This is a genomic window from Cedecea sp. VD22, assembly GCF_037150195.1.
Taxonomy (GTDB): domain Bacteria; phylum Pseudomonadota; class Gammaproteobacteria; order Enterobacterales; family Enterobacteriaceae; genus Cedecea.
Genome location: NZ_JBBCPX010000006.1, coordinates 162,522 through 174,758, shown reverse-complemented (window position 1 = coordinate 174,758; position 12,237 = coordinate 162,522). Strand labels below are relative to the sequence as shown.

The 12,237-nt window shown below is 57.0% G+C and carries 10 protein-coding genes; 7 read left to right on the top strand and 3 right to left on the bottom strand.

Annotated features, from left to right (window positions below):
• Nucleotides 1-74 precede the first annotated feature (74 nt).
• Nucleotides 75-1,502, bottom strand: a complete 1,428-nt coding sequence (gene yczR, locus WFK85_RS13770) for a MocR-like transcription factor YczR (protein WP_336708312.1) — start codon at nucleotides 1,500-1,502, stop codon at nucleotides 75-77.
• 91 nt (nucleotides 1,503-1,593) lie between these two features.
• Here yczR and yczE point away from each other — a divergent pair, with 91 nt between their 5' ends.
• Together yczE and WFK85_RS13760 are read left to right on the top strand one after the other, a co-directional pair.
• A complete protein-coding gene (gene yczE, locus WFK85_RS13765) occupies nucleotides 1,594-2,208 on the top strand; it encodes a membrane protein YczE (RefSeq protein ID WP_166994584.1) in 615 nt (204 codons plus the stop codon).
• Between the two features lie 62 nt (nucleotides 2,209-2,270).
• Nucleotides 2,271-3,089, top strand: a complete 819-nt coding sequence (locus tag WFK85_RS13760) for a GNAT family N-acetyltransferase (protein ID WP_166994451.1) — start codon at nucleotides 2,271-2,273, stop codon at nucleotides 3,087-3,089.
• Nucleotides 3,090-3,126: 37 nt separating this feature from the next.
• Here the strand turns inward: WFK85_RS13760 and gdhA are convergent, their stop codons facing one another.
• Together gdhA and WFK85_RS13750 are read right to left on the bottom strand one after the other, a co-directional pair.
• Complete coding sequence (gene gdhA / locus WFK85_RS13755) at nucleotides 3,127-4,470, bottom strand: NADP-specific glutamate dehydrogenase (protein WP_336708314.1); 1,344 nt, start codon at nucleotides 4,468-4,470, stop codon at nucleotides 3,127-3,129.
• A 252-nt stretch (nucleotides 4,471-4,722) separates the two neighbouring features.
• On the bottom strand, nucleotides 4,723-6,951 hold the full coding sequence (locus tag WFK85_RS13750; RefSeq protein WP_336708316.1) for a TonB-dependent siderophore receptor: 2,229 nt from the start codon (nucleotides 6,949-6,951) through the stop codon (nucleotides 4,723-4,725).
• Between the two features lie 391 nt (nucleotides 6,952-7,342).
• Between WFK85_RS13750 and cstA the strand changes: the two genes are divergently transcribed.
• The 5 genes from cstA to ilvN all read left to right on the top strand — a co-directional run bounded on the left by cstA (nucleotide 7,343) and on the right by ilvN (nucleotide 12,118).
• On the top strand, nucleotides 7,343-9,448 hold the full coding sequence (gene cstA / locus WFK85_RS13745) for a pyruvate/proton symporter CstA (RefSeq protein ID WP_336708319.1): 2,106 nt from the start codon (nucleotides 7,343-7,345) through the stop codon (nucleotides 9,446-9,448).
• A 151-nt stretch (nucleotides 9,449-9,599) separates the two neighbouring features.
• Complete coding sequence (locus WFK85_RS13740; protein WP_166866308.1) at nucleotides 9,600-9,797, top strand: YbdD/YjiX family protein; 198 nt, start codon at nucleotides 9,600-9,602, stop codon at nucleotides 9,795-9,797.
• Between the two features lie 125 nt (nucleotides 9,798-9,922).
• Nucleotides 9,923-10,021, top strand: a complete 99-nt coding sequence (gene ivbL / locus WFK85_RS13735) for an ilvB operon leader peptide IvbL (RefSeq protein WP_071842708.1) — start codon at nucleotides 9,923-9,925, stop codon at nucleotides 10,019-10,021.
• Between the two features lie 108 nt (nucleotides 10,022-10,129).
• Complete coding sequence (ilvB, locus tag WFK85_RS13730) at nucleotides 10,130-11,818, top strand: acetolactate synthase large subunit (RefSeq protein ID WP_336708324.1); 1,689 nt, start codon at nucleotides 10,130-10,132, stop codon at nucleotides 11,816-11,818.
• Between the two features lie 3 nt (nucleotides 11,819-11,821).
• Nucleotides 11,822-12,118 carry an acetolactate synthase small subunit gene (ilvN, locus tag WFK85_RS13725; protein ID WP_008454697.1) on the top strand — a complete coding sequence of 99 codons (297 nt, stop codon included), beginning with the start codon at nucleotides 11,822-11,824 and terminating at the stop codon, nucleotides 12,116-12,118.
• The last annotated feature ends 119 nt before the right edge of the window (nucleotides 12,119-12,237 follow it).

Genomic DNA, 12,237 nt, shown 5'->3' with positions numbered 1-12,237 from the left:
TATTGCATCGCCCTATTGCTGTGCTTGCAGAATAATATTTCCCTCTTTTATTTTAGAGGGAAATATTTCGCTTTCTAAAATACCATTCCCCGCAGACTTTCATTTCTTGTTGCCGCCAGGTGATGCCAAAGCGGCTGCAGCCGCTGCAGGGCAAGCTGCATCTCTGCGGGTTCAAGGCTGAAGGGAAGGCGTAAAAAGCGCTCAAAAGCCCCATCGACCCCAAACCTTGGCCCGGCACCGATCCGAATGCCCTGACTCTCGGCGGCGGCGGCAAAAATTGTGGCCAGCGGTTTCGGTAGTTCCACCCACCACGACAGGCCGCCTTCCGGGGGAGATGTTTGCCAGTCAGGGAACAGCGCTTGCATCGCGGCGAAGCTGCTTTCGCAGCGTTGGCGCAGCATCTCTCTGCGCTGAGGCAAGAACTGCGCCGCGTCGGCAAACAACTGCGTGGCAGCCAGTTGCTCCAGCAGAGGCGTCCCTAAATCAAAGGTATTGCGGATTTGTATCAGCGAACTGATGGTTTTGCCTGAAGCCCTTATCCAGCCGAGGCGCAGCCCGCCCCAGAAACTTTTCCCGGCGGAGCCTAGCGAGATGGTGTGTTCTTCCGGGCCAAAAGCCGCCAGGGGAGGAGGAGGAGGGGCATCAAACCAGAGATCGGCCATCGTTTCGTCCACAACCAACGTGGTGTGGCTGCGGGCGGCTATCTCGTTCACCCTTTGGCGCGTGGCCGCGTCCATACAGCGGCCAGTTGGGTTATGGAAATCTGGAATCAAGTAAGCCAGCCGGGGAGAAGTCTGGGCGATAGTCGCCGCTAGACCGTCAACATCCCAACCGCTTGCGGGCAGGCTGACCGGCACGGGGCGGCAGGAGGCGCCGCGAATCGCCGCCAACGCCATCGGGTAAGTGGGATGGTCTACGACGACGCGATCGCCCGGGCCGGTGAACAGTCTAAGTATTAGCCCCAGTCCGCTGACGGCACCGTTGACCACCATGATTTGGTCAGGCGTCGTGGGTAATCCCCGTGACGCATAATGCCGCGCAATTGCTTCTCTCAGCTCCGGCAAGCCCTGGCTGTCATAGCCGGTTGAGGACAAATGTTCCGGCAGGAAAGTGAGCGCGGTGGAGTATGCCCGATGAATTTCCGGCCCGGCGCTGAGGGCGGCGGTGGAGAGATCCAGTACCGGAGCATTGCCGGGCAAGGGGGAAATGGCCGGGCTGCTTTCGGGCAGCATGGTGACGGAGCCTGAGCCCTGGCGGCTCAGCAGATACCCTTCCTCCCTGAGCTGCGCCAGCGCAGAGGCCACCGTGGTGCGGCTCACGCCCAGCGCGCCAGAAAGCTCTCTTTCCCCCGGCAGCCTGCTGTCGAGCGGTAGGCGCCCATCCAGGATCAGCAGCCGCAGTCCGTCCGCCAGTTGGCGATAGACCGGCGACCGGGATGATGCCTGATGCCAGTGGCCAAGCAGGCGAGTTAAAGATGAAATTCCGATTCTGCGCAGCGTCATAGCAGTCCACTTTCTGATAACTGGACCTTAATACTAGGTCCATTTTGCGAGAGGGTATAGCCATAAAAACACACTGAGGATCTTTGTCATGATGGCTCGTCGCCTGCTGCAGCTTTATACCGGCCTGGTCTTTTACGGCATTTCAACCGCTATGTTCGTGCGTGCCGATCTGGGCGCGGACCCGTGGAACGTTTTCCACCTCGGCGTGGCCAGACTTTTTTCGCTCAACCTCGGGCTGGTGATGATTATTGTGGGGGCGCTGGTGTTGCTGCTGTGGATCCCGCTGCGTCAGCGTCCAGGCCTTGGCACCATTAGCAACGTGATTGTGTTGGGGCTGGCGGCGGATGCCACGCTGGCGCTAATGCCGCCGCTGGAATCGCTTTTTGCGCGATCCGTTTTGCTGGTCGGTGCTTTGATAGTGAATGCCCTTGCGACAGGCATGTATATCGGCGCTGGTTTTGGTGCCGGGCCGCGAGATGGGCTGATGACCGGGATCCATGCCAGAACGGGCTGGTCGGTGCGCAGCGTGCGTACCGCCATTGAGGTGACAGTGCTGATCTCCGGCTGGCTGATGGGCGGCAGTTTTGGCGTGGGCACCGTGCTTTATGCGTTAGCTATCGGGCCTCTCATTCAGCTTTGCCTGCCGTGGTTTCGCGTTAAGCCGTTGAATAACACAGCGACTCCTGCACAGGAAGCTACATTCTGATGCCGTAGCTGTGCTAAACATTATCTTCCGGAGAATAATAATTGCTTAAAACGGGAGAGAGTATGCGGCACGAGATTGTGAGTAAACCCGCGCTGAACTGGAACAGCTTTCAGCTGGCAGAGATATTAACCCACTGTTTTGAACAGTACGTGGTGCCTTTTCGTCTGGAAGGGGAAACGTTCGGCTGGCGTTTTGCCTCAGAAGATCTTTTCCCAGGCGACAGCCCTATCTGGCTTTACCGTGGAGAGCCCAAAGCCATGGCGCTGGTGACCCGACGCGGGCAAACCTGCCGCCTGGCCGCGTTTGCGATTCGCCCGGAACTGCGCGGGCAGGGTTTAGGCAAGATCTTCATTCAGCAGCTTATTGATGCCGCGCGCGAGCGCGGGGATAAGCAATTTTATCTGGAAGTGATTTTAGGCAACGAAGGCGGGCTGGCGCTCTATGAGCGAATGGGCTTTGTGCCCCAGCAAACGCTGGTGGGCTTCCAGTCTGCAGGTGTTCCTGAAGGCGAGGCCGACGGCGAACTGCTGGAAATTGATCCGCTGCAAATGACCCATAGAATGATGGCCGCTAACGATGCGCCGCTGCCGTGGCTTTGCGCGGCTGAAACGCTGTATAAGCTGCCCGGTAAGGCTTTTGTACTGGATGAAGTGGCTTATGCGATGGTCGTTCCCGGCGAAATACCGAAGCTCAGAGGGCTGTTTGTTGAGCCGTATGCGCGACGATCCGGGAAGGCAAAAAAGCTGCTGGCTTTACTTCAGCGCCAGTTCCCTGGATTAGTGACTATTCCCAGCCTGCCCGAAACCGTTTCGCCGGTGTTTTTAGGCAGCGGCTTTACCCTGGATAAGATTCGGCAATACGAGATGAAGCTTACCTTGTAGGCAGAGAAGGTGAGGGCGAAGGCCCTCACCCTGCAAGTTACAGCACGCCCTGAGCCAGCATAGCGTCCGCGACTTTTACGAACCCGGCGATGTTCGCGCCGCGAACGTACTGGGTTTGTTTTCCTTCGCCACCGTAATCCACGCAGGCCTGATGAATATCAAGCATGATGTGGTGCAGGCGAATATCTACTTTTTCGGCCTTCCAGCTCAGACGGGCCGCATTCTGCGCCATTTCCAGCCCGGACGTTGCTACACCGCCTGCGTTTGCCGCTTTACCCGGCGCGAACAGCACGCCAGCTTCCACAAACAGATCCGTCGCAGCAATCGTGGTTGGCATATTTGCCCCTTCGGCTACCGCTTTCACGCCGTTGGCGATAAGCGTTTGGGCAGCATCGACGTCCAGCTCGTTCTGTGTAGCACAAGGCAGAGCGATATCGACTGGCACGCTCCACGGCTGCTGGCCTTCCAGATAAGTCAGGCCAAACTCTCGGGCATAGTCGGCGACGCGGCCATCGCGGCTGGCTTTGATTTCGCACAGGCGGGCCAGTTTCTCTGCGTTAAAGCCTGCTTCATCTACCACGGTGCCGTTGGAGTCAGACGCCGTGACCACGCGAGCGCCGAGCGACATGGCTTTTTCAATCGCATATTGAGCGACGTTGCCGGAGCCGGAAACCGCCACGCGCATGCCTTCAAAGCCCAGGCCGTGGCGCTGCAGCATGGCATCGGTGAAGTAGATCAGGCCGTAGCCGGTCGCTTCCGGGCGGATCAGACTGCCGCCGAACGACAGCCCTTTGCCGGTAAACACGCAGGCGGTGTTGTTGGCGAGCTTTTTCATCATCCCCGCCATGTAGCCGACTTCGCGGCCACCAACGCCGATATCCCCTGCCGGGACGTCGGTGTCCGGGCCAAGGTGGCGATAAAGCTCCAGCATCAGCGCCTGGCAAAAGCGCATGATTTCGCCTTCGCTTTTGCCCTTCGGATTAAAGTCGCTGCCGCCTTTGCCGCCGCCCATCGGTAGCGTGGTGAGGGCGTTTTTAAAGGTCTGTTCAAAGCCGAGGAATTTGAGGATCGACAGATTAACGGAAGGGTGGAAGCGCATGCCGCCTTTGAACGGGCCAATGGCCGAGTTGAACTGCACGCGCCAGGCCCGGTTCACCTGCACCTGATTGTTGTCGTCCACCCAGGCGACGCGGAACTGAATCACGCGCTCTGGCTCAACCAGACGTTCGAGCAGCGCCTGCTGGCGGTATTGCGGATTGTTTTCCAGAAACGGCCACAGCGTGCTCATCACTTCGCGAACCGCCTGAGCGAATTCTACCTGGTGCGGATCGCGGGACTGTACTGAGGTTAAAAAGCCTTCGAGGGATAATGCTTGAGCCATCAGAGGTAACTCCTTGTTGAAAATTATGTTGTCTGTCTTTTTTTGGGTGATTTTTCGACTATAACATTTTCTTATGAACGGGCATCAAGCGATTTTTTCACCGGAAAGGCAATAAAGAAGGGAAGCGTTTAGTCGGGCTATTAACCCTAAAAAAATCTAAATTTCGGTCTAATAACAGACAATAAATTGTCTTCTCTGTTTTTCGGCCGTTGGCGATCAATTTGGGAGGCTTATTAGCCTCCCGAACCGAGCTTAGAAGTGCGTATTGACGCTCATGTAGTACGTGCGGCCAGGCTCGTTGTAGGTCTCCGCGCCAGCGCCGTACATGTAGGATTTGGTCGTGTCATTCCCGGTGGTCTGGGCGTTACCTGCGCGCCAGTGGCGCTTATCCAGCAGGTTGTCGATCCCGGCGGTGAAGCTGACGTTTTTGGTCGCGTCCCAGGTCGCGCTCATGCCAAGGATGCTATAAGGGCTGACCTCGTTGGTGTCGCTGCCGGTGACAGGAACTCCCTTATAGTTGTACTTCTTCGGTGCCTGTTTGCCGTACCACGTCAGGGTGCTTTGCAGCGAAATGTCCGGGCGAACCTGCCAGCTAAGCGTGGAGTTAAGCGTGTATTCAGGGATGATCGACAGGCGATCGCCGGTTTCCTTATTTTTACTTTGCAGCATGTAAGTCAGGTTGTTATTCCAGCTTACGGTCTCCGTCAGCGGCAGATTAATCGTACCTTCAAGACCTTCCACCACCGCTTTAGGCACGTTGCCCCACTGGTAGATGTCGGTTTTCTTGCTGTTAGAGGCAATAGGTGAATAGCCGGATTCAATTTTGTTGCGATAGTCGTTCCGGAACCAGGTGATCCCGGCCTGATAGCCGTCACGCTTGAACTCCAGGCCAATTTCTTTGTTGACGCTGGTTTCGGCTTTCAGATCCTCATTCCCCATCAGATAACACGCCCCGCCGCTGGCCGCACAGCCCTGACCGCGGCTGTAAAGGATGTAGTTCGGGTTGGTCTGATACAGACTTGGCGCTTTATAAGCCCGGGCAATACCGAGCTTCAGCGTCAAGTCTTCCACCAATTCCTGGCTCAGATTCAGCGACGGGCTCCAGTTATCCCCCACGATGGAGTGATGATCGAACCGAAGACCCGGCGTCAGCATGGTGCTGCTGGTTAGCTCCATATTGTTTTCGGCAAACAGAGAGAAGATCTCCGCTTTGGAATAAGGGCTTCGGCCGGTGGATGAGAGCCCCGGAATCGGCCCGCCTTCGCTTAACGACTGGGTGTTGGAGGTACCGTCTTTCATGCGCTGCTGATTCCATTCGCTACCGACGGTGAGGTTTTGATTCACCAACAGGGTAAACGGAATGCTTGCTTCGCTGTGCAGCATGACATCGCTGAGATCGATATCTGAGAACTGGTTGTTGGAGAAAATCCCCTCCGTGCCGCCCGCCAGGCCCTCATTCATGCGCGAGTTACGGGTGTGTTCGTATTGCGCATAAGTGTTGGTGGTGACGCCGTTATCCCAGCCGCCGGTCCAGGTCACGGCATAGGTCTGGCGGTAGAGGCGATTGGTCTCTTTGCCGTAGTTGTCCTTCACCAACTGGCTGGTATTCGTATTCTGTGTATCACCTGAATAGAGATTCCCCTGGCGACTGTAGCCGGTTTCAAACTCCAGCGCCTGCATCGGGGCAAATTCCCAGCGGATCATTCCGTTCAGGTCTTTATGGATAACGCCTTCTCGGCCCGCTGGCAGCGTGTTGGCGTAAGACCCGGTGCGCAGTGACTGGTGCCCCTGGTTGATGTCCCAGGCGTCCGCCTGCGTTTTATCGAGGTTGCCGTAGAGGCGGAAACTCACGTCGTCACCGAGCGGCCCGGTCAGGCTGAAGTTGGTGCGTTTCGTTGCGCCTTCATCTTTGTGCTCCGGGGCATTGAAATAGGTGTTCCAGCTGCCGTGGAATTCGTTGCTGCTGCGTTTGGTGATGATGTTCACCACGCCGCCAGCCGCCCCATTGCCGTAGCGGGCTGCTGCCGGGCCGCGCAGGACCTCAATGCGTTCGATCATTTCCGGTGGAACCCAGGAGGCATCGCCGCGGGTATCACGCTCGCCGCGCCAGCCCAGGCGCACTGAATTGCGGCTGGTGACGGGTTTACCGTCAACCAGGATCAGCGTGTTTTCTGGCCCCATACCGCGAATGTCGATCTGGCGGCCGTTGCCGCGCTGCCCGCTGGTGGAGTTGCCGGTCAGGTTAACTCCCGGCATGGTGCGAATGATTTCAGAGACATCGCGCGCGACCGGGTGCTTCTTTAATTCGTCGGAAGTAATCACCGACACGCCGGGTGCCTGCAGCGTTTGCTGGGCTGCGGTGACGACGAGCGTGTCTTCGTTTTCAGCGGGGGGTACCTCTGCTGCTGCCGCTGAAAAAGCGGTGCCGTAGAAGCCCAGACTCACCAGTGTGGCGAGGGAGTACGATAATGTATTGTTCATTATTTATCCTGAGTGTCACCGCCTGCGTCCCTTAAGTTCCTTTCCCAAACGAGGAAGGACGCGGCAAAAGTGCCTGGAGTTGAAAGTGCGGAAACACGCTATTGCAAATGAAAACAATTATCAATGCCTTTATCAATTGCATTTTTGCAATCTATTAAAGCCGCTAATTAATCAGCCTGGGTTATTACTCCCCGTATCAATCATTCATTAACCTGATGCTCCACAATTGACCTTCTGCTGTTACGGTTCCGATACATATTTAGGTGATCTCATTAACAAACTGAGGTAAATGCCCCGTGTTTTGCCCCCTTCCGATTGTGAGAATCGCTATTCCAGGCTAGAAACAAAATGTAACAACTCTCGGTATCCACTTAGAAAACGGACAAAATTGATGGATAGATTTGGGAAACACCTCGTCTGGGTCGTGCTCGCTTTGATCGGCGCATTCGCCCTCGGCTACATCGCACTGAATCGCGGTGAACAGATAAATGCGCTGTGGATTGTTATTGCCTCAGTTTGTATCTACCTGATTGCCTATCGTTACTACGGTTTGTTTATCGCTAAACGCGTGCTAACGGTGGATGCCACGCGCATGACGCCGGCCGTGCGAAACAATGACGGCCTTGATTACGTCCCAACGGATAAAAAAGTGCTGTTTGGCCACCACTTTGCCGCCATCGCCGGGGCGGGGCCGCTGGTGGGACCGGTGCTTGCCGCGCAAATGGGTTACCTGCCGGGCATGCTTTGGCTGCTGGCAGGCGTGGTACTGGCGGGCGCCGTGCAGGACTTTATGGTGTTGTTTGTCTCCACGCGTCGCAACGGGCGTTCGCTGGGGGAGTTAGTTAAAGAAGAAATGGGCAACACTGCGGGGGTTATCGCACTGGTCGCCTGCTTTATGATCATGGTGATTATCCTGGCCGTGCTGGCAATGATCGTGGTGAAGGCGTTAACCCACAGCCCGTGGGGGACTTACACCGTGGCCTTTACCATCCCGCTGGCGCTGTTTATGGGCGTCTACATTCGCTATTTGCGCCCGGGGCGTATCGGCGAAGTGTCGGTGATTGGCCTGGTGATGCTTGTGTTTGCCATTATTTCCGGCGGCTGGGTAGCGGAGAGCCCGGCCTGGGCGCCGTACTTTGATTTTACGGGCGTGCAGCTCACCTGGATGCTGGTAGGGTACGGTTTTGTGGCCTCGGTGCTGCCGGTGTGGCTGCTGCTGGCCCCGCGTGATTACCTCTCCACCTTCCTGAAAATCGGCACCATCATCGGGCTGGCTATCGGCATTTTGATCATGCGTCCGACGCTGCAAATGCCATCATTAACAAAATTCATTGATGGCACCGGCCCGGTCTGGAGTGGGGATCTGTTCCCGTTCCTGTTTATCACCATCGCCTGTGGGGCCGTTTCCGGCTTCCACGCGCTGATTGCTTCCGGCACCACGCCAAAAATGCTGGCGAACGAAAATCAGGCCTGCTTCATTGGCTACGGCGGCATGTTGATGGAGTCCTTCGTAGCGATCATGGCGCTGGTGGCAGCCTGTATCATCGATCCGGGCGTGTACTTCGCGATGAACAGCCCGATGGCTGTATTGGCGCCTGCTGGCACGGCGGATGTTGTCGCTTCTGCCGCGCAGGTGGTGAGCGGGTGGGGCTTCCATATCACTCCGGAAACGCTGACCAACATTGCCAACGAAGTGGGCGAACAGAGCATCATCTCCCGCGCCGGTGGGGCACCAACGCTGGCCGTTGGCATGGCATATATTCTGCACGGCGCGCTCGGCGGGCTGATGGACGTCTCGTTCTGGTACCACTTTGCCATCCTGTTTGAAGCGCTGTTTATCCTGACGGCGGTGGATGCCGGGACTCGTGCGGCACGTTTTATGCTGCAGGATCTGCTGGGCGTAATCTCTCCGGGACTGAAACGGACGGATTCGCTGCCGGCCAACCTGCTTGCCACCGGGCTTTGTGTGCTCGCCTGGGGTTACTTCCTGCATCAGGGCGTGGTCGATCCGCTGGGCGGCATTAACACGCTGTGGCCGCTGTTCGGTATCGCCAACCAGATGCTGGCGGGCATGGCGCTCATGCTGTGCGCCGTTGTGCTGTTCAAAATGAAGAAGCAGCGCTATGCCTGGGTGGCGCTGATGCCGACCGCCTGGCTGCTGGTGTGCACGTTAACCGCAGGCTGGCAGAAAGCGTTCAGCTCGGATGCAAAAGTGGGCTTCCTCGCCATCGCCAATAAGTTCCAGGCGATGATCGACAGCGGTAATATTCCGGCGCAGTACACGCAGTCGCAGCTCAGCCAGTTGGTGTTTAACAACCGCCTGGATGCGGGGCTGACCATCTTCTTTATGGTGGTGGTTGTGGTGCTCGGCTGGTTCTCGCTGAAAACTGCGCTTAAGGCGCTGAAGTCTGAGCCACCGACGTCGAGCGAAACGCCGTATGAGCCGATGCCTGAGAATTACGAACAGATCGTGGCGCAGGCGAAGAGCGTACATTGATTTTACCCTCACCCTAACCCTCTCCCTGAAAGGGAGAGGGGATAAATTGGGTTTTACCTTAGCTCTGAGCGGAGAAGGGCGCATTTTTTATCTTTTTCCCTCTGCCCTTTGGGGAGAGGGCTGGGGCGAGGGGCAACCCACTGGAGGTACCATGTTCGATAGTCTAGCCAAAGCCGGGAAATACCTCGGTCAGGCCGCGAAGCTGATGATTGGCGTACCCGACTACGACAACTACGTGCAGCACATGCGTCTGACGCACCCTGAGCAGACGCCAATGACCTATGAAGAATTTTTCCGCGAGCGTCAGGATGCCCGCTACAGCGGTAAAGGCGGCGGACGCTGCTGCTAAGACTTAGCATTTAACAAAAATGTGACATTTAGCTCGTTTTTTAGCTGACGTTAAAAATCCTGTTGTGCGAAACCAGCGAGTATGATTTTATCAATATCGACTTTTAATCTTGATTCAGGAAACCCATGACTCATTCCCTGCAGACTTCGACCCTACTAGTTACCGCGCTACCAGCCGCGGTGGTCGTCGTGCGTGTGGTGGTGGTCGTCGGCAATGCGCCGTAGGGACTGAATCAACGCATCGATTCCAAACCCCGCCGGCGCAAACCGGGCGGGGTTTCTTGTTTTAAGTGCCTGCCCAGAAGCGAACCGGCTAATTATAAGGACTGGAGCATGGCAATTTCGGACACACCCGCACAACGCATCACCGGCGCCCAGCTGATTGTAAAAATGTTGGAGCATCATGGCATTACAACGGTTAGTGGCATTCCCGGTGGCACCGTACTGCCGCTCTACAATGCCTTGAGCCAAAGCCCCCGCATTCGCCACGTTCTGGCTCGCCACGAGCAGGGCGCGGGATTTATGGCGCAGGGTATGGCGCGTACCAGCGGCAAACCGGCGGTCTGCATCGCCTGCAGCGGGCCGGGGGCCACAAACCTTGTCACCGCCATTGCCGACGCGCGTCTCGACTCTATTCCGCTGGTTTGTATCACCGGCCAGGTCCCCACTTCAATGATTGGCGCCGATGCTTTCCAGGAAGTGGACACCTACGGTATTTCGATTCCTATCACCAAGCATAACTACCTGGTGCGCAGCATTGACGAGCTGCCGCAGGTGATTACCGACGCTTTTCGTATCGCACAGTCCGGCCGCCCAGGGCCCGTCTGGATCGATATTCCTAAAGACATTCAGACCGCTGAAATCGACATTGCCGAACTGCCCGCGGTAGCCGCGCCTTCCGCTGCCCCGGCCTTTGACCATCAGGACATCGCCCGTGCGGCAGCGATGATCAACGAAGCCAAACGCCCGGTGCTTTATCTGGGCGGCGGCATTATCAGCGCGGGTGCAGCGGAGCAGGCGCGAGAGCTGGCGGAGCGTGCCGGGCTGCCGACAACCATGACGTTGATGGCACTGGGGACGATCCCCGCCCGACATCCGCTCTCTCTGGGAATGCTGGGAATGCATGGCGCGCGGAGCACCAACTTTATCCTGCACGAAGCCGATCTGTTGATCGTGTTGGGCGCACGCTTTGACGACCGTGCCATTGGTAAAACTGAGGAGTTTTGCCCGAATGCCAAAATTATCCACGTTGATATCGATCGTGCCGAGCTGGGCAAAATTAAGCAGGCCAACGTGGCGATTCGCGGTGACGTACGTGAAGTGCTGAGTCAGCTTATTCCGCAGACCAAAAACGCCCGGCGCAGCGAGTGGCTGCAGACGGTGAGCGAGTTGCAGCGTGAGTTCCCATTTGCCACGCCGGGGGCAGATAATCCGCTGATGCCTTATGGACTGATCAAAGCCGCAGCGGCCTGCGTAGACGATGAGGCTATTGTTACCACAGACGTAGGCCAGCACCAGATGTGGGTGGCTCAGGCTTATCCGCTCAGCCGTCCGCGCCAGTGGCTGACGTCCGGCGGCCTGGGCACCATGGGCTTTGGCTTACCGGCTGCGGTTGGCGCGGCGCTGGCCGAACCTGGCCGTAAAGTGCTGTGCTTCTCCGGCGACGGCAGCCTGATGATGAATATCCAGGAGATGGCGACGGCGGCGGAAAATAATCTGGATGTGAAAATCATTCTGATGAACAACCAGGCGCTGGGGCTGGTACACCAGCAACAGACGCTGTTCTACCAGCAGAATATCTTCGCCGCGACTTACCCCGGCATGACGGATTTCCTGACCATCGCCCGCGGCTTTGGCCTGGCAACCTGCGACCTGAACCAGGCGGAAGATCCCCAGGCCGCGCTGCAGGAAGCGATTTCTCGCCCTGGGCCTTGCCTGATCCACGTGCGTATCGACGCCGATGAAAAAGTCTACCCAATGGTGCCGCCGGGTGCCGCCAACACTCAGATGATTGGAGAGTAAGTCATGCAGCAATCTATCACTAAACAATCCACCGTCATTCTGGAACTCACGGTGCGCAACCACCCGGGCGTGATGTCACATATCTGCGGCCTGTTTGCCCGCCGCGCATTTAACGTGGAAGGCATTCTCTGTTTACCGCTGCCGGAAGGCGATCAGAGCCGCATCTGGCTGCAGGTAGCAGACGATCAGCGGCTGGAGCAGATGGTCAGTCAGGTCGATAAGCTGGAGGATGTGGTGCAGATCATTCGCCACGCCGATGACCCAGGCATCTTTAACCGCCTGACCGCATTTGTGCAGTAAATAAACCAGGGGCTTTCAGGCATATTTTTGAAAGCCCCGAGCCAGGATGAATAACTCCCCGGAAACCGTGCCGCAAACCCTGCATACCAAAGAACGATTTCAACCAACCTCAAGCAAGA